At 34.5% G+C, this 20,274-nt stretch carries 15 protein-coding genes; all 15 read left to right on the plus strand.

Going from position 1 to position 20,274, the window contains the following annotated elements:
- The first annotated feature begins 388 nt into the window (after window positions 1-388).
- Window positions 389-604, plus strand: a complete 216-nt coding sequence (locus BM305_RS17805; protein ID WP_092564109.1) for an SHOCT domain-containing protein — start codon at window positions 389-391, stop codon at window positions 602-604.
- Window positions 605-665: 61 nt separating this feature from the next.
- Entirely contained in the window at window positions 666-2,222 is a 1,557-nt protein-coding gene (locus tag BM305_RS17810; protein ID WP_092564112.1) for a recombinase family protein, read from the plus strand.
- Complete coding sequence (locus BM305_RS17815) at window positions 2,223-2,654, plus strand: serine integrase family protein (RefSeq protein ID WP_092564115.1); 432 nt, start codon at window positions 2,223-2,225, stop codon at window positions 2,652-2,654.
- Window positions 2,641-4,212, plus strand: a complete 1,572-nt coding sequence (locus tag BM305_RS17820) for a recombinase family protein (RefSeq protein ID WP_092564118.1) — start codon at window positions 2,641-2,643, stop codon at window positions 4,210-4,212. The genes BM305_RS17815 and BM305_RS17820 overlap by 14 nt, the downstream gene beginning before the upstream one ends.
- Before the next feature lie 436 nt (window positions 4,213-4,648).
- Window positions 4,649-6,451, plus strand: coding sequence for a DUF6531 domain-containing protein (locus BM305_RS17825; RefSeq protein WP_092564121.1), 1,803 nt, complete (start codon window positions 4,649-4,651; stop codon window positions 6,449-6,451).
- A gap of 340 nt (window positions 6,452-6,791) precedes the next feature.
- Entirely contained in the window at window positions 6,792-6,980 is a 189-nt protein-coding gene (locus tag BM305_RS17830) for a hypothetical protein (protein ID WP_092564124.1), read from the plus strand.
- A gap of 38 nt (window positions 6,981-7,018) precedes the next feature.
- The gene (locus BM305_RS17835) at window positions 7,019-12,514 is read left to right on the plus strand and encodes a DUF4011 domain-containing protein (protein ID WP_092564127.1); all 5,496 of its coding nucleotides are present in this window, start codon (window positions 7,019-7,021) and stop codon (window positions 12,512-12,514) included.
- Window positions 12,515-13,134: 620 nt separating this feature from the next.
- Window positions 13,135-14,070, plus strand: a complete 936-nt coding sequence (locus tag BM305_RS17840) for a hypothetical protein (protein ID WP_092564130.1) — start codon at window positions 13,135-13,137, stop codon at window positions 14,068-14,070.
- A gap of 303 nt (window positions 14,071-14,373) precedes the next feature.
- Window positions 14,374-14,598, plus strand: coding sequence for a hypothetical protein (locus tag BM305_RS19570; protein WP_242940584.1), 225 nt, complete (start codon window positions 14,374-14,376; stop codon window positions 14,596-14,598).
- Between the two features lie 242 nt (window positions 14,599-14,840).
- A complete protein-coding gene (locus tag BM305_RS17850) occupies window positions 14,841-15,080 on the plus strand; it encodes a hypothetical protein (protein WP_092564133.1) in 240 nt (79 codons plus the stop codon).
- Window positions 15,081-15,217: 137 nt separating this feature from the next.
- Window positions 15,218-15,460: an acyl carrier protein gene (locus tag BM305_RS17855; RefSeq protein WP_092564136.1), complete on the plus strand. Its 243-nt coding sequence runs from the start codon at window positions 15,218-15,220 to the stop codon at window positions 15,458-15,460.
- A gap of 254 nt (window positions 15,461-15,714) precedes the next feature.
- Window positions 15,715-17,019 (plus strand): radical SAM protein, encoded by a 1,305-nt coding sequence (locus BM305_RS17860; protein WP_092564139.1) that lies wholly within the window; start codon window positions 15,715-15,717, stop codon window positions 17,017-17,019.
- Window positions 17,020-17,072: 53 nt separating this feature from the next.
- On the plus strand, window positions 17,073-18,179 hold the full coding sequence (locus BM305_RS17865; RefSeq protein ID WP_092564142.1) for a Rid family hydrolase: 1,107 nt from the start codon (window positions 17,073-17,075) through the stop codon (window positions 18,177-18,179).
- A gap of 30 nt (window positions 18,180-18,209) precedes the next feature.
- Window positions 18,210-19,556 (plus strand): hypothetical protein, encoded by a 1,347-nt coding sequence (locus BM305_RS17870; RefSeq protein ID WP_092564145.1) that lies wholly within the window; start codon window positions 18,210-18,212, stop codon window positions 19,554-19,556.
- A 16-nt stretch (window positions 19,557-19,572) separates the two neighbouring features.
- On the plus strand, window positions 19,573-20,271 hold the full coding sequence (locus BM305_RS17875; protein ID WP_092564148.1) for a class I SAM-dependent methyltransferase: 699 nt from the start codon (window positions 19,573-19,575) through the stop codon (window positions 20,269-20,271).
- Window positions 20,272-20,274: the final 3 nt, after the last annotated feature.

Here is a 20,274-nt window from a genome sequence, read left to right on the forward strand (position 1 = left end):
AAATCTCTACAACCTTTTACAAGAAATACCGATGCACCCTTTTACGCAGAATTTCGCAGAATTAAACAGGGGGGATACCCAAAACGAAAAAAATAGCTGAAGGATGCAGGCAATAGTTGAAATAGAGAATAGAGGTTTTGTTAAAAAGTAAATAAAAAAGAAGATTTTAGACCAAAAAACAAGTGAAAAAGCGATGTTTTTAAGGTCTTTTTTAGTACCATAAAAGTGTAGCTGTTGGAGAGTAATTAACTCTGACAGCTGCACTTATTTTATTGCTGGAAAGAAAGGATAAAAAAGGAATGACGGCTTCACAAGAAAAACAGATTCGGGAACTCCGTATGCGGGGGGATTCCTCAGGCAGTGCTGCGATCGGTAGGAGGTGTTTTTTATGAATGTAACGAGAATTGATGGCAATCCTGGTGTGCTGAGAGAAGCAAAGAAAATGACGTATGAACAATTGCAAAATGAATACCAGTATATCCTTGTCCAGAAAATAGTGCAAAACCTACTGGATCATGGTCTGATTTCTATAGAGGAATGTCACAAAATTACAGAGAAAAACCGCCAGACTTTCTCACCTTATCTGGCGGAGCTTATGCCCTGAATTCGTTGATATAGATAGGAATTAGAGGTAATATATGACCTGCGGAAAGTGAGGTGAGTGGATGAAAAGGGTTACAAAAATTGAGGGAAACAATGATTCAAAGAAAAAACTCCGTGTGGCAGCTTACTGCCGTGTCTCCACAGCAAGTGAGGAACAGCGGATAAGCCTTGCGGCTCAGAAAGTACATTATGAGAATTACATCAAAGCCAATCAGGAATGGGAATTAGCAGGTCTTTACTATGATGAGGGTATCAGCGGTACCAAGAAAGAAAACCGTGACGGACTGCTTTCTCTGATTGCAGACTGCGGAAAAGGAAAGATTGACTTTATTATGACCAAGTCTATCAGCCGATTTTGTCGAAATACCACGGACTGTCTAGAACTGGTGAGAAAACTTTTGGAATGGAATGTCTGCATCGAGTTTGAAAAAGAAAATCTGAACACAGGAACAATGGAGAGTGAGTGGATGCTTTCCATTTTAAGCAGTCTGGCAGAGAGTGAGTCCGTATCCATTTCAGAAAATGAAAAGTGGAGCATTCAGAAGAAATTTCAGAACGGCACCTATATTATTTCCTATCCGCCTTACGGGTATAAAAATGTGGAGGGGGAGATGGTGATTGTGCTGGAGCAGGCAGAAGTGGTCAAAGGGATATTTGCAGATACACTTGCAGGCAAAAGTCCCCATGCAATGGCAAAGGAGTTAGCGGAAAAAGGGGTGCCAACCAAAAGAGGTGGAACCTGGACTTCAGGGACCATTCTTGCCATCCTCCGAAATGAGAAATACACAGGTGACGTGATGTTCCAAAAGACCTATACTGACAGCCGTTTCAACCGCCATATCAATTATGGCGAACAGAACCAATATCTTATGCAGGGGCATCATGAGCCGATTGTCAGCCATGAGATGTTTCATCAGGCAAATGAGGTTGTAAAGCAGCGTGGCAGAGAAAAAGGAAATGGTACAGACACAGGAAAATATCAGAATCGTTATGGCTTCTCTGGCAGAATCCAATGTGGAGAATGTGGAGGTAAATGGAAACGAAGAATTCACTATAAGCCAAGTGGTTCATATGTGGCATGGTGCTGCAGCCAGCACATTGCAGCCAAACAGTCCTGTTCTATGAAATACATGACAGATGAGGCAGTCAAGGCTGCTTTTCTTACTATGATGAACAAGCTGATTTTTGCACAGCAGACGGTACTCAGACCGTTGCAGAAAAGTCTGAAAGGACTGGATGACAAAGACAGGGTATTAAAGATACAGGATTATGAAAGGCGACTTGAAAAAAATAGGGAACAGAGGCAGGTACTTACCAGTTTGATGGCAGGTGGATATCTGGAACCTGCTCTTTTCAATAAGGAGAGCAACGTACTTACCCGTGAGGCAGAAATGCTGAAACAGGAAAAAGGAAATTTGATACATGCTGTGAAAGGAAATAAAGCGAGAGTGGATGCCTTGGAGAAATTACTGCGGTTTACTGCTAAGAAAAAAAGGGTGACCGAATTTGACGAGGAAGTGTTTCGTGCCTATGTGGACAAGAGTGTGGTGTTGTCAAGAAGTGAGATTCTGTTTGAACTAAAATGTGGATTAAATCTGAAAGAAAGGCTGGTGGATTAAATGAACCATATCCCATACGGTTACCGCATTGTGGAGGGTCAGGCAGTGGTAGAGAAAGAACAGGCGGCAGCCATTCGTGAGTTTTTTAACGGATATCTTTCTGGTCTGGCACTTAGGGCAGCTGCTGAAAAAGCTGGTCTTAAGCTGTACCACAGAAGTGCAGGGCGGATACTTAGAAACAGGCATTACCTTGGAGATGCGTATTATCCTGCTATTCTTGACCAGGAAACGTTTGAGAAGGCAGAAGAAAAGCGGATGGAGAAAGCAAAATCCCTGGGAAGAATACGGGAACGGGAAGAACCGCAAAAGCCAGAATTGAACCTGCAGTTTCACTTGCCGAAGGTTCTGCCTCAATACACGGACCCATTCAAACAGGCAGAATATGCCTATCATCTGATAGAAAATGGGGTGGAACAGAATGGAAGGAAGTAAGAGGATAATGGTTATTCCTGCACGAAAGCGTGTGGGAAATACCATCAAGGAACAGGAAAAGCCGAAAGTACGAGTAGCAGCTTACTGCCGTGTATCTACAGACAGCGAGGAGCAGGCTGCCAGCTATGAGGCACAGGTGGAGCATTATACGCAGCTGATTCAGAAAAACAGTGAATGGGAATTGGCTGGGATATACGCAGATGATGGGATAAGTGGTACCAATACCAAAAAAAGGGAAGGGTTCAATCGTATGATTCAAGAGTGTATGAAGGGGAATATTGATAGGATTATTACCAAATCCATCAGCCGATTTGCGAGAAATACGCTGGACTGCCTAAAATTCATTCGAGAACTGAAAGACAAGAACATTGCTGTATTTTTTGAGAAAGAAAATATCAACACCATGGATGCCAAGGGAGAGGTACTGCTGACTATCATGGCAAGCCTTGCACAGCAGGAGAGCCAGTCGCTTTCCCAGAATGTGAAATTGGGACTGCAGTATCGGTACCAGAACGGAGAGGTGCAGGTCAACCACAACCGATTCCTTGGATACACGAAGGATGAGGAGAAAAGGCTTGTCATTGTGCCAGAAGAGGCAGAGATTGTGAAAAGAATTTACCGAGAATATCTGGAAGGTGCCAGTCTGATACAGATTGCAAGAGGACTGGAAGCAGACAGCATTCTCACCGCTGCGAAAAAAGCAAAGTGGAGACCGGAAACGCTTAAAAAAATCCTACAGAATGAAAAGTATATTGGCGATGCTCTGTTACAGAAAACGTATACCGTGGATTTTCTGACCAAAAAGCGTGTGAAAAATCATGGAATTGTTCCCCAGTATTATGTGGAAAATAACCACCAAGCGATTATTCCCCGTGACCTTTATTTACAGGTGCAGGAAGAAATGGTGCGACGGGCAAGCCTTCGAAGCAGCAAGAACGGAAAGAAACGTGTCTATAGCAGCCGGTTTGCACTATCCGGCATGGTATTCTGCAGGGAGTGCGGCGAAATTTACCGCAGGGTTCACTGGAACAACCATGGCTGCAAATCCATTGTCTGGCGGTGTACCAGCAGACTTGAGGGGAAAGGCTCTACCTGCCTGGCTCCTACTATTTATGAGCCAGATCTGCAAAAAGCAGTGATGAAAGCGATCAATCAGATACTGGGTAACAAAAGTGATGTGATTGGCAAGCTAAAGGAAAACATTGCGGCGGTTCTCCTTGCTGAACAAGACAACGTGGTGGAGGGCATTGACAGCAGGCTGAAGGAACTGCAGAGAAAGCTGCTGGAACTTGCCACTTCCCATCAGGATTATGATGGAGTTGCAGAGGAAATGAACCGTTTGCGGGAATTCAAGCAGAATGCATTCCTGGAATATGCTGAGCAGGAGGGGCAGAGAAAGCGAATGAAAGAAATGGAAAAGTTCCTGGAAAGGCAGTCAGCAGAACTAGCCGAGTATGAGGAACAGCTGGTCAGGCGGCTGATTGAAAAAGTGACGGTTTCCGATAAACGGATTATCGTTGAGTTTCAGTCAGGCATACAAACAGAAATATGCCTGTAAATGTACAGTTCAACACAGAAAAAGGCATTCCAACAGTGAATGCCTTTTTCTGTGTTTGAAGTCCACCCGTCCAATCACCTTACTACTTGTCCACCCATTCAATGTTACATAAAGTACGAAATACTGCCCGCTTTTCTTATATTGCTAATTTTATCACTGTGTTACAGAAATCTGTGACTGTGGAAATGGCTACTTATCAGATAATAGTAAGAAAAAGTAGAAGAATGAAAAAGAAAGGGGATTGAACTGGTTTTCAAAAGATGTTATACTTTAGAAAAAGAAACTGGAAAGTATTAGCACTGCATTAATAATAAGACGAGACGTGAAAACTAATAGTATATCTATCTTGTACCAACTTGTGCTGAGTAAAAAATCAATAATTCGCTACTATTTAGTTTAATAGTAGCTGTTATAAAAAATTATGTAGGAGGTCTTTATGGGTTATCGTAAAAAAATAGTTGCTGTTATATTGAGTTTATTAATGATAGTAAACATGATACCAACTAGCGCATATGCAAGTGAAATTGAAGATGATCAAATGATGATTGCTGATGGAATGAATACAGCAATTGCACCAGAAGCAAATGAAACGGACTCAATAGAATATATTACAAGCGAGAATAATTTAGGTACCTATTCTTTACGGGCTTCACAAACACAAGCAGATGTTTTACTAATAAAAAATAAGAATCCTTGGGATTCTTCTGCAAATGAAAATGTGTTAAGTGAATTAGGTATTAGCTATCAAGTAGTCACTGTTGAAAATGTAGCAAATATGGATTTGTCTAATTATAGATTAATTATCGTTGCAAATGATCAGATTGACAGTTTTTATCGAACATTATCCCAAATAAGAACGGAACTAGAATTGTTTGTAATGAACGGCGGTACGTTATTATACGGGATTTGTGATGCAGGATGGGGAGGTGGACATAGCGATCTATTAATTCCTGGGGATATTCAATTAGGACCAGTTGATTATCAGCATTATAACTACATTGCAGACGCCTCTCATCCAGTTGTAACTGGTTTATTAACAAATGAAACTCCGTTGACAAATAGTCAATTGTATAATAATTATGCGAGTCATCGCTATTTTCAGGTTAGTTCGCTTCCTGTTGATGCAAATATTATTTTAAATGCTGGGGAATCCAAGCCGACATTAATTGAATATCCGATTGGTAAAGGTATTGTAATTGCTTCTGCATTAACATGGGAACACAGCTATTCTCATTTTACAAGTAATTTTGGTAGGAAAGCATTTGATGATTTGCTGCTCTATGCTTTTATGGTTTCTAAAATAGTATCAGAAATAAATAAAAATCCAGACTTGGGCTATGATTCATTGGTCAAAGGGTTAACGTGCACTGCCGGAGATCCAGTAAATGTTGCTAATGGAAATTTTTTAACAGGTAATACGGATCTGTCTTATGAAGGAAATATTTCTATTAATTTTAGTCGGTATTATAATTCTTTGGATTCATACCAAGGAGTGGTGGGAAAGAATTGGAGAAGTAATTATGATATTTATTTACAAAAGTTAAGTGAACGTCGACTGAGGCTATGGCATGAAGATGGTCATTCGGAAGATTTTATCTTTGGGGATGATGGAATTTGGTATGAAACTCCAGGGACGAATTCTAAGATAAGCATTGTTGATGCAAATATTACTATTATTCTAGAAAATAAAACGGTATACCAATTTGATTATAATAATCTTAAATTGATATCATTAAAGACAGCGTATGACAATGAAATTCATTTCGAATACGATGAATATGGGAAATTGGTATTAGCAAAGCAAGGAGAGTTTTGGATCAATTATTCATATGAGAATGAATTGCTGTCCAAAGTTTCCGATAAATCAGGCAGAACTGTAAAATTTGAATATGCAGAAGGGAATTTGGTTTGTGTTGAAGGCTATGATGGGCAAATATCGAGATATGAATATGACAATGCTGGTCGCATCACAAAGTTACATGTAAATAATGAATATACAATTCAAAATATATATGACGAATATGGTAGAGTGATTGAACAGCAGATGCCACTTGAAGGAAGTTGTAAATTCATTTATGACAATGATAACAATACAACTACTTATATTGATAAAAATGGTGCTGTGACGGTTTACTACAGGGATGAACAGGGGAGAATTTATAAAAAAGATTACTTAGAGGGAAGTGAGGATTTAGAGTTTGATAGTAATAATAATTTAGTGAAAAGGACAGATAAGTGAATGTGTTGTACATTTGTAGTCGGTTGGAACTTTAAAAAGTCGTCCGACAACAAGTAGGTGATTATAATGAGAATGGGAGCACATTGAGCATAGTAGTGTATGATAATGCTAATACCATCACCCGTTTAATATTAGAGCTTCCAGCTTATATATCAAATGAAATTAAATATTATTTAGGTCAGCATATTAAGAAATAGAATGAGTATATGTTTATAAATCGACAGGGACATGTTGTTGAACCATCCTTTTTTCTTATACGTTCAGGGCTATCCAAGATAAATATGGTATTAAAGAAAAAAGTTTCACTACAATAGGATTAGCTAAATATGCAATAAAAAATATGATACGTGAAGGAATCGGTGCAGCAGATATTAAGTTGATTACCAGTATGGAAGATATAATGGTTGATGATTGTGAAATGTCTGTGAGGCTGGAAAACATCAGTGATATGAATAGCTTAAATCGCAAAATAAATTCCAATATAAGAATAATACCCACAGTTGACAATATGAAACTTGAGAATAGATAGCAACGAAAGGGAAACGAATAAATAGATGAGGTGGTAATATGGCTGATTTAGTTAGTAGAATAGATAGCTGGAAAAAAAGTTTACTAGATTTAGGTAAACGTAATAGGTTATTAAATTATAGAGATACCAAAAGGTCAAACATTAAGATTGTTAGTCCTGGATTGGGGGATCTGTATCAGTATCTTGTATTGGATGAAAAGAGCTTATCATTTTCCTTTTCTTATATCTGGGATGAAGAGGGGGAAGAAGTAGAAAACGAGCGAGTTATACAAGGGGACATTACAACTAATCGAACAATCAAAGAACAACAAAAAACGCTCAAGAATTTGAGGGATAAGGCCAGAACAGCAGTTGAGGAACAAGGTGTTAATATTCTTTATTTGGCTTTTGGATTCCTACAATGGACAGAAAGTTTGGATTCTAAACAAGTTATGACTTCTCCAATCATTCTTGTCCCGGTATCTATATCTCTAGATTCATTAACTTCACCATATGTTTTGAAATTGCATGAAGATGAAATAGTCATCAACCCTACTTTAACATATAAAATGGAACACGATTTTGGAATTGAGTTTCCAGAGTTTGAACCAAATGAAAATAGTATTATAGCTTATTTAAATCAGATTCAAGATAGTGTTTGCATTCAAGGATGGAAAATAGATGCTGAGTGTGGGCTTAGTCTATTTTCTTTTCTGAAGATGAATATGTATTCGGACATAGAACTGCATAAAGAAAAGATTATATCACATCCAATTCTAAAGGCATTAGCTGGAGACAAAAGCAACATTGAAAATGTTCCAGAAGAATATTCGGATTATGACCATGATAATAAACAAAAACCTGTAGATATTTATCAAGTTGTTGATGCTGATTCAAGTCAACAAGATGCAATACTATACTCAAAGAAAGGTATTAGCTTTGTATTGCAGGGTCCTCCAGGAACTGGTAAAAGTCAAACTATTACGAATATAATATCAGAAGCTTTGGCAGATGGCAAAAAAGTTTTATTTGTTTCAGAAAAGATGGCAGCTTTGGAGGTTGTACATAAAAGATTATCACTGTCTGGATTAGATGATTTTTGTTTGATGTTACATAGTCATAAAGTTAATAAAAAAGAAGTATTGTCTGAATTGAATCGAACTCTAAATACAGATAAAATACGTTTACAAGATGATGCTATTTATCAGCTAAATGCTTTAGAAAAGCAACGAGAACGGCTAAATAATTATGCCAAAGAGCTGCATGTGATTTGCCCACCTTTAAATAAATCAATATATGAGATAACAGGGAAGTTGGCTAAACTATCAGATGTACCTGATGTAATCTTTACAATTAAAGATGTTGAGGAATTTTCTGTTAAAAAGCTTAATGAGTTTATTTTTTTGCTATCGGATTATTCAAAAACTGTTGGTAAAATGACGATTGACTATAGAGATAACCCTTGGAAGGGAGTTACTCTGGGTACGGTTTCTCATATAGAGAGACAAAACATTGAAAAGAATATTCGAGATTTATTACCTAAAATAAAGATGTTGATTAGTGAGATGGTAGAGGCTATTCAAACTGTTAATTATGAATCAGAAATAACGATGGATTCTACCAAAATGTTGATAATGGAACTTAAACATCTTGCACAGTCACCTGAACTTCCGGTTGAGTGGTTTATAAATGAGAATATTTTAGCTTTTAGAAATAAGGCGACAGAATATCACATTTTGGAAAGCGAATTTCTTAGTCAAAAGGAATTTATCAAGACAATTTATAATGATAAATTTTTCGATTTAGATGCAGTACAGATGAGAGATGAACTAGATAGTATATTGATTAAGATTAATAATAATATAAATACAGAACATTATTCAAAATCAGAAGAAGTCTACAATTCAAGAAATGAATTAGAAAAAGAACTAAATGTCATTAAGTGTAAATTAAACTGGACTGAAAATGATATAAAATATCTGAAAGAAGTAGGATTGAATGTTGATAATACAGTTCAGGCATTGGCAGCAACAATAAAAATTCTTGAAATATTAATAAAAGACATAAAACCAACAGAAGCCTGGTTTGATGGACAGACTTTTGGCAAGAATATTGAATTGGCAAAGAAATATAAGAGTACATTGATGGATATCGATGAGATAACATTGCTGCTACTGAAAGATTTTGACAGAGAAATCCTTGATATCGATTTTAGTAATATTATTAAACGGTACCGAACTGAATATGGCTCTTTCCTGAAAACATTCAAGAAAGAATATAGACAGGATAAGAAAAAAATGCAAGCACTGTACACGATTCCAGGTACTAAAATAGATGATGCAACTATTTTAGGAGCACTAAATAAGGTTAAGGATATTATAGAAAAAAGATTATGGCTTGAGGAAAATCAAAGTAGCATGGCAGAATTTCTTGGTCAGTATTTTCTTAAAAGTGATACAGATTGGGAAAGTGTTTTTTCATCTATTGAAGAATTTCAGAAATTAATAATAGGATGTCAAAATGATTTAACTGATATATTAAAGAAAAATATGATACAAGGTTCTATTGATTTAAAGCAGTGTAAAGATGCAATCATTCATTTTCAGGAAGTTGTTTCTAATGATTTTTTGAACCAACTAAATAGAATTGTTAAAATTGAAAGTCCTAGGGAAAAGACTGATATTTGCACTATGGCAAGGAACTCTGAAGAATTATTAAAAGAGATAGAAAAATTCAATGAACTAATTCAAGGATTATTATCAACTGCAATATATAATATTAGCTTTGAGCAGTTGAGTCAGGGTATCAATGCATTGATACAGGTACAGCAGTATATTAAGAAAATTAATGAAAAGGACCAGGAATTAAAAAGTATTTTTAAACAAGAGTATTCTGGTGTAGATACCGATTGGGAGACTATTATTAAGAAGCTTGATTGGGTGATTGAGTGTCAGAAATTAAATGAAACTGCTAAATTGCCGGAACATTTTATCATAAGAGCATGTGAGGATACAGCGGTTAAAAAAGATTGTAGTAATCGGGCAAGGTGTTTAGAGGATTTAACCAGTGAGACATCGAAAGAATGGAATTATATATATATGCTATTCGATGATAAAGAGAAGCTTGATTATGTTGATTTGAATAGCTTAATGAGTCGGTTTGAAAAATGTGCAAATAATATGTCTGCACTAGAAGAATGGATTGATTACTGTGCTATTACAGAAAAGTGTAAAAATCTTGGATTGGGTGAATTCATAGAAGAAGTAAGTAATGTTTGTATCGATACAAAAGTAATTGTAGAAGTATATCAGAAAAGATTTTATCGTTCTTGGCTAGATGCGATGATACCCAAGTATCCATCAATTAATTCATTCAGAAGAAGAAGTCAAGAAAGCATTATTGAAGAATTTAGAAATTTGGATTTGCTTCAAATGAAGATTGCCCGTATACGTGTAAGAGAAAAGTTGCTAGCTAAGATACCCGATATCAATCGGATGACAGCAGCGTCTGATGAAATTGCAATACTTAGGCGAGAATTAAATAAGCAAAGAAGAATTATGCCATTGCGAAAATTATTCAGAACAATACCAAATTTATTAATGGCTATCAAACCTTGCCTAATGATGTCTCCATTATCTGTTAGCTTGTTCTTACAGGCTGACAGTTATGATTTCGATTTGATAGTATTTGATGAAGCTTCCCAGGTTCATACAGAAGACTCGATTGGAGCTATCATGCGAGGAAAGCAAATTGTCATAGCTGGTGACTGCAAACAATTACCTCCAACAAGCTTCTTTGCAGCAACGACATCAGATAATGACTTTGATTCTGACGATGAAGATGAAAATGAAGAAACAAATATATTTGAATCAATTCTTGACGAAGCAAGCACTATTTTGCCAGAGAGAATATTGAAGTGGCATTACAGAAGTCGCCATGAAAGCCTCATTGCTTTTTCAAATGCCAAGATTTATAACCATAGTTTGACCACTTTTCCATCTACAATAGAGAAAGTTGAAAACAACGGTGTAGAGTATGTTTATGTCAAGAATGGTGTTTATGACAGGGGAGGGAAGAAATGCAACCTTGAAGAAGCAAAAGAAGTTGCAAATCTTGTTTTCAATCATATTAAAAACTCTTCAAACAGAACACTGGGTGTTATCACCTTTAGCGAGGCTCAGCAACATGCAGTAGAAAATGCTATTCAGCAAAAACGATTACAGCATCCAGAATATGAAGATTTTTTTAATGAAGAGAAATTGGACGGATTCTTTATAAAAAATCTGGAGAATGTTCAGGGAGATGAACGTGATACAATTATCTTTAGTATTGGCTATGCAAAGGATACTAATGGCGTTATGTATATGAATTTTGGACCACTGAGCAGAGACGGAGGTTATCGAAGATTAAATGTTGCAATTACAAGAGCAAAGTATAATGTCAAATTAGTTGGTTCTATATACCCGACTGATATAAGGCTAGAAAGTACTAATTCAGAGGGTGTTAAGATGCTTCGGTCATATATTGAATTCGCAATACAGGGACAAAAGGTTTTGGATACAGAAATATCATCTAATGATGTGGTAAATGTAGATTCGCCTTTTGAAGAGGCAGTATATGATTTCTTAATCAAAAATAACTATCAGGTATCGACACAAGTCGGTTGTTCAGGCTATCGCATTGATATGGCTATTAAGCATCCAAGTTTAAGCGGCAGATTCGTGATAGGAATTGAATGCGATGGCGCAACATATCATTCTTCAAGGACGGCCAGAGAGCGGGATAGGTTACGGCAAACAATACTAGAGGATATTGGATGGAAAATCTATCGCATTTGGTCAACGGATTGGATAAAGGACCCAATTACTGAGGGACAGAGGCTCTTGGAAGCAGTGGAAACGGCAATAAATAGCTATGTTGATGAATGTATAGAGGAAATCAGTGATAACTCTGCTTTGGAAGATGATAATGATAAAGTTTTAGAAGTTTCCGTTGAAAAGATTCAAATTGGTGTTGATTCTTTATCTGATTATGAGTTCTTAAATTATGAAGAAGCAAATATTTGGGAAGTTGACCGGGATTATAATGATAATAGATACCTTGGAAATGTTATTGAATATGTTGTTAAAAAAGAGTTTCCAATTCATTTTGAACTGTTATGTAAGAGGGTGGCTCCGCTTTTTGGAAATCAAAAAGCTACTGTAAAGGTTAGAAATGGAGTAGAATTGGTGATGAGTAAGTATTGTAATAGTGTATTCAAGAAAGGAGAGTTTTGCTGGCTTAAAGATAGTGATGATGTTACAGTTAGGATACCAACTGATTTAGTTAGCCGACCAATTCAATATATAGCAGTTGAAGAACTGGGTGAAGCAATGTTAACGGTCATTAGTAATTCATTTGGAATTGCGAAGGACGATTTGTTTGTAGCAACGGCACGAATATTTGGATTTAACCGTACGGGTGGAAATATACAAAGTGCTATGAATGAAACCTATGAGTATCTTCAGAAAAATAGTAAGATAAGATTATTAGATAATAAGGTTGCTTTAGTCTAAAAATAATATTTTGCAGAAACGGAGTATGTTATATATGGCTGGCATTTAATATGAAATTATAAAAGAAATAGGAGTATTATCAGAAAATGTAAAGTAACCGATGAATAACCCACCGTTCCTATTCATCTTGATTTTTTGAGATAATACTCCTACATGGGCAGGAATATTTTGAGTTTAGAGCATTTTACAATAAACCCTCTATATGAAATACCTTTTTCCAACAGCAGAATACCCTGCCGCATGGCTTCGGAGCGTTTTACCTATTGCTGTCTGCAGTAACAATCAATAATCTTTGCACAGTCTGCATCCAGTCTGACGGTAAGATTGTTCGTTTTCGGGTTATCCGTTGGTGGTCTGCCTATTCGTGGACTCATGTAATCACCTCTCTTCTTGTCCGACAATTCGATGTTACATAATGTATGACAAAAATACAAGTCTAATTTCCTTATATTCCTAATTTTATGACATTGTGACAGAAATCTTCGGCTAACGAAACGGATTTTCATTTGATAATAGTAAGAAAAAGTAGAAGAATGAAAAAGAAAGGGGATTGAACTGGTTTGGGTGACGTGCTATACTTTAGGAGGAAACAAATGAGTATATAAGGAGGAACAATGTAGTTGAGTTATGAAAAAATCTTAGAAGATGATTGTATGAAATTACCATTAGACTATGACGAAGATGATTTTTTAAAAGTCTTGATGGGAAAATTAACTGATTATGAAATTTTATTGGAGAACCTTCTTATTAATGAAGAGGAAAAAACTAAAATATTGGATTCAGCACGAGAGTTTCATTGTATGATTTATGAAGTTTTCACTTTTGAATACATAGGACAGCATAAAGGTGCACTTGAGTGCTTTAATGAAATATTAGATAACTGTTCTGAAATTGAAGAATTCAAAAGAAAATTAACAGAAAAAGAGTTTTTACGAATAAGGTATGGTGAATATACAGAAGATGAAATGTTTCATATACCTTTTAATAAAAGACGAAAGGTAAGAACACAAAGATACAGTTACCCGGGACTACCTTGTTTGTATCTTGGGGAGACAGAAGAATTGTGTTTAGGGGAAATTGGAAGGAATGTTGATGAAAAGAAAACTATTGCGGTTATTAGGAAAAAAGGAATGGACATTAATATTTTAGATATTGCATATACTCCCGCAGTTATTCTTGAAAAATACATAAGAAGTCGAGATACTAGCTTAGTGAAAAGCTATTTAATTTTGTGGCCCTTATTATTAGCTTGTTCAGTTTGTGTTAAGGAAAAGGAAGAACCCTTTAAGCCTGAGTATATGATTCCGCAAATGCTCTTAGAATATCTACTTAAAACAGATATTAATAATGTTAAAGCAACTGAAACATTTCATGTTATGGGGATAAGATATTTTTCAGATAGTAGCAATTTGGTGAGTAAAGTTAGAGGAGCAACTTCGGAAGAAGAATTAAATAAATATTGTAACTATGTTTTTCCAGCAATACCGAATGTTTTAAATAAACCATTTTCACATTTACATAAATATTTTTTTGTTGATGAGATTAGAATAGAGTAAAAATTGAAATAATGACAAAATTAAGAACTTTAAGGTTGAGCTGTCGTTTGACTTGAGTGGAAAAAGAATAATGAATTATACTTCCCATAAAGATATGTCCCATACGGAAAAGGCGAGTGATTGCGGGATTGGATGCTTACAATTGAAGAAAATATTGTACGCAGAAAAAGGAAGATAAATTCAATGAATTTAACATTGATGCACGTAATCAAAATATGAAACTTTGTGTAGATTATCGGTATATATAATGAATATGGTAAGCAAATACATAGGTATTTTGGAAATATTCTAAAGGAGAATGAGATGTTCTTTTTATATGATACGGACAGTGAATTTAGAAATACATCATATGATTGCTACTCAAGGCTTATTAAAAAGTTTTTGTTCCTCAAGGATCAGACAGAAATGTTATTTCTTTTTATTAAAGATAATCACAGAGTTGTGAGTGAACAGAGGTTTAGTTCTGGAATACCATCAATTTCGGAAGAAATAATGGATTGGATCGATAAGACTTGGGCAAAGTATTAGGTTAATCTTCTTGCCTTTGCTTATGGTCGGAAAAACAGTTTTGCAAAAAAGTAATCTTTTCAATCTGAATTCTCTGTATAGAAAGAAGCCAAAGAAATCATTTATCAAAGGAAGCAAGAACTAGAAATTCTATTTATGTACTATTGGATACAGGACATGGAAGGTGCCAATGATTATTGGCAGGAGTATTTAGAGGCAGTGTTGCCAGCTTTAAAGAAGGAATAGCACAGGGGGTGTTCTGGTTGCAGATACGAAAGGTAAGAATTGTATCCAATAATATATGCTATGGTCCAGAACCACTTCCTGAGGACGAAGTGGAACAGCGTTTGACTATATCTGTTAGTGGTAGAGTATGGTTTACAGGATATAAGTATGCCAATGGCTTTAGTAAATTTGAGATTTGCAGAAGACAACATTTTTCTATCGGAAGACCTAAGGAAGAAAATCAATTGCATAAAAAGGGAGGCTCGCTCCACAGCTAAAATTTAGCTATTTTGCGATGCCCCCCATTGTTTGGTTTTAATTAACAAAAATTATTGACTAGTACAAAAAAATAGATTATAATGCATATGTTGTTAATTAGTTCAATAAACAAATGTAAGGAGAAGGGAGTGAAGGAATGAATAAGGAGGACATATGTAATGAAATATTGGATAATCTAAGGAAAATATGCAAAGGTCATGAAGTATCAGCAGAATCTGATTTTAACGAAATCGGCATAGATTCGGTAAAATATGTGGACTTTATAATTGAGCTTGAAAGCATATTCAATATTGATATTGATAATGATTTACTGATTTTTAAAGGTGATTACAAAGTTAAACATGTTATTGATGAGATATACAATATTGTTAATACATAAGCAGTTAATAAATAAGCAGTTAATAAATAAAATTATAAGGAGGCGTAAGAAGGTTTATAATAAATAGAGTAAATAATTGATATAATTTACATATGAATAGCATTAACGCAAACTATACAAATTATCAGTGTAAAAGATAAACTGTTGCAACATACTCCATAAATAATCATGCTAATAACTCGTTCACAGTTTGGCTACTGATTAAGAGAAAGGAGAGTACTGGTGTATAATCATAATGCGTCAGACGTAAGAAAATGAATAATTTTAAAAAATACTTAGAGAAAAAGGAATCACAAGAGTACATTGTTGATTACCAGAGAATGTTTAATAAATATGATAAAAGTGCTGAAGAAATGTTAAATGAGGATAAAATTAAAATTTTTAACTCAGATGTAAATGAAAGAGTTAATTTATACTTCAATTTTCCATGGTGTGAAAGACGTTGTTTGTTTTGCAATTACACCAATGGAATAAAGAATGAAAGTATGCATTCAGCGTATATTAATAATTTGTTGGATGATTATAAAAGATACAAAGGGTTATTTGATAAAAGCGAAGTAACATCAATTTTCTTTGGTGGTGGAACACCATCTATTCTAAATGTAAATCTGTTAAATTATTACCTTGAAAATATAATGCAAATAACGAACCTGACAAAAAGTTATGTTGTGACAGTTGAATCTAATATAAACAATCTTTATGAAGAAAAGCTTGAGATAATTAGTAAATATGCCAATAGAATTAGTATTGGGGTGCAATCGTTTGAAAAAAATGTGAGACTTGCTGCTAATATGCTTTTTGAACAAGATGAGATAATTAAAAGGTTAAGGCTGGCAAGAGAGTATATAAAAAATATGAATATTGATTTAATTTATGGAATGGTAAATCAATCAGAAAAAAAATTTTTAAATGACATTGAGTTATGTATAAACGAGAAAATCCCATCTGTTACGCTTTACAGACTGGAGCTTCATAAAAATCTTGCGTATAGTAAAATGGCGTTAAATGGAAATTCTATACTTGATTACGAATTTCAGTGTTCGTGTATGTATATGAAAGCTCAGGAGATTTTTGAAAATGCAGGCTATATAGAGAATCCAAGTGGCTGGTTTGTAAAGAAACAATGCACAGAAGAAAAGTGGAATAACCGTGTATCAGATTGGAAGAGTAACAAATCTTATATCGGTTTTGGAAATGGAGCTTATAGTCATTTAGATAATTATTATTTATCAATGATTTGTGATGTTGACACGTGGTCACAGGAAGTTAAAAAAGGAAATATTCCAATAGAATTTATTCGAGAAAAATCCAATTTTGAGAAAGAAATGAAAAGTATTATACGGATAATGAGAACAGAGCAGAAAATACGCAAGGTAAATATTACCGAAGGCTTGTTTACTGATCTAGAAATTGAGAAGCTAGAAGCAACAATTAATACTTTCCTTAAATATAATTTAGTAATTGAGGAGGGTGAAGAGTATAAGCTAACAAAGATTGGTAAAGGAAATATTAACTGGCTTATCTCAGATTTAATTTTAAATGATGTAAGGCAAATTTAATAGTTCACGTTAGAGTCGCACATTTAGCAACTTCTATAGATCTGGAGGTAAAAATGCAGATAAAACAGATAGAATATGATAAATATTATAAAATATATATTACACTGAATAACATTACTAAAGAAATAAGTGATGATGATGTAAAAGAAATGTATCAATACATAAAGAATAATAAGATATCCGTTATTTATGAAAATTATTACGGAGATATTGAGATTCTAACTACCTATAAGGAAAAAAGAAAAAACATATTAGAAGAGCAGTCTTTGAAGGATTTTCCTGTATTATATTTACAGGGCAGTTCTTGTAAACAACATCAGTTAGCAGGAATATCATTAATGGGAGTTATAAAAAAAGATTTGTTTTGTAATTACATAAAAGTGGAATATATCGAAAATCAAAATGTAAAAGTTGGTACTGTCATAAAATATGAAAAAACAGAGGAACTTTATTTAATGTCAATTGTAGGTGATGAAGATTGCAGGAAGAGAAAAAGTTTTAAAGAAGAGATGGATTCGTTATATAAAAATATGGTTTATCTGATTGAGCAGCATGGATTTTCACAGCGGGATATTTACCGTACGTATTTTTATCTGAAAGATTTGCTCATAGATTATGCAGAGTTTAATAATTCAAGAGAAAAATATTTTAGAGAAAATTTTAAAGAAATAACGTGGTACCCTGCAAGTACTTGTATTATGGGAAATTCTATATATCATGACAGAGCTGTAAGCAATATATGGGCAATAAAAAGTGAAAATATGGATATTGTTGAGGTTATGCATTCTGGAAGACAGTGCGAAGCATTAGATTACAAAAAACTTTTTTCAAGAGGAGTATTACTAACAAACATGAATAAGAGGTGTTATATTTCTGGAACAGCCAGTATAGGAGAAACTGGAGATACATTATTTATTGATGATTATAAGAAACAAATTGACCAGACTTTTGAATGTGTTCAAAATCTTTTAAGAAGTAAAGAGATGGATTTTGATAAAATTGTTAGCTGCCATGCATATCTGAAGAAAAAAGAGTTTGAAAGTTACTTCATAGAAAAAATGGAAATAGTTAGTGCACAATTTTTTCCTGTAGTATGCGTGATTGCTGATGTATGCCGGGATGATTTGCTATTTGAAATGGATATCGTAGCGGAAAATTAGGATATTTTATTAACTAGAGAGGAAGTTGAAATGAAAAGCAGTAAGTATAAATTTGAAAGAATTTCCTGTATTGACAGTTGGGAAATACCAGAAGATTGTAAGATGAAAATTTTAGTGGGTGGACTTGATAAGCAAAATAATGAAGTTTATTATCTAATCAATTTTAGTGCTCATGCTATTGATAAGTGTACCATAGATACGGAAGAATATAGAAATGAATATGCAGCGTATTTGGAAAGCAAAATGGAGATTAGAGATTTACCATATGGTTCTACGAGCTGTCAGGGATTAATGGGGGCATTTGTACAACCACATGAGGGCATGCAATTAAAGGATGGCACAATAGCAGTTGCCATGCATAACTGTGATTATATTCGTTTGTTAGATTTTGAACAGAATAAAGTGTCTCATTATCCTCCGATTGAGCATTATCATCCAATTGTATATTCTGCCACAAATAGTTTATCATCAGATAAAAATACATTATATTTTGCAGAATGGAATATGGATGAAAGAATTGCAAGGTATAAGGGAGCAGATAAGAAAATTGATTTAAGACTTAAATCAATAAATTATAAACTAGATGAAAATACAGAAAAGGATATAGCAGTTGTTCAGGGTATTGAAGGCTTACACGAAGTAAAATGTAGTCCGAATGATCAGTATTTGATTTTGACAGAGTTCTCTTTACAGTCTATTAGTAAGAGCATAGGAAGTTCAGTGACTGATGAATGGATGAATGATAAAAACTGGACTAAGTATGAAGAAGATGGTCTTGCAAAGACAATGCTTCAAAGTGTAAACATTGAGACAAAAAAGACCGAAGTTATTAAGCCATATGGGGATACACCGGGTCATGTAGAATTTGGCTTGTCGAATACAGAAAAAATATACTTGTCCTGTCATTCTATGTCAAAAGCTGCGGGAAGAATTTTTTTACACGGACAAGGTATAATGGAAACATATGAGCGAAGAAAGAACAAGTTAGTAAAGACAGGCATGTATACGACACCTGAATTTATCAGAATTACTTCTCATAAAGTATTTTCTTATAAAGGAATTAATTATATGACAGTAACTGTTTATCCAAATAGATTTTACGTTTTTCATGACGAGGATTTTACGTTATATAAAGATATTAAATTATATGATTGCAATCCACTTGACTTAACAAGAATGCACTTGACAACGCTGGATGAAAAGACTCCATTATGGATAGAAACTTCTAATAATGGAAGATATATTGTACTAATATCTAACAGATATGTATATCTTTATGATATGGAGACTGAAGAAATGAAAGTCTTTGATGGATACAATGAAGATAAGACATTTATAGGAACTGCACATATCACTAATATGGATGACTTTATTTAATATGGAGGGATGACTCATGAATCATGAAGAAATAATTGATGATTTTAATAAAAGAAGTAGTGAATACGATAAGATTATTCATGAGGTAATAGCTTATTACGATACGATGATAAAAAACATGGGCTTTTTCATGCCATTTAGAAGGGAAGATGAGATTAAGGTTCTGGACTTAGGTTGCGGCACTGGAAATACATCTAAAATGATATTAGAATTTTTTCCGAATGCAAGTATTGATGCTTATGACTTAGCAATAAATTCTGTTAATACATATAATAAAAGATTTGAAGATTATAATGCACATGCATGTATCGGGGATTTGAGGGATGAGGCTATTTATAAAGCTGATTACTATGATTGTGTAGTATCCAGTTTAGCAATTCATCATCTTCCAACTGATAAAGAAAAGTATAGTGTTTACAAGAATTCATTTAAAACATTAAAACCAAATGGATATATTAGCATAGGTGAAAACGTTGCAGGCTCATCAGTCAGACTTACAAAGCTGTATGAAAGCATGTGGCTGGATTATATGAGAGATAATGGATTGAATGAAAATGCGGTGCAGCAATATTATGATGAGTATTTTGAAAAAGATTCACCAATTTCAATGATGAAACAGCTGTCTATGATGTCAGATATTGGATTTTCAGAAATAGACTGCATGTGGAAATATTCGTTTTATGCTGTGTTTGGTGGAATGAAACCATTACAATAATTG

Source organism: Anaeromicropila populeti, from assembly GCF_900112775.1.
In the GTDB taxonomy this organism is placed as follows: Bacteria; Bacillota; Clostridia; order Lachnospirales; family Lachnospiraceae; genus Anaeromicropila_A; species Anaeromicropila_A populeti.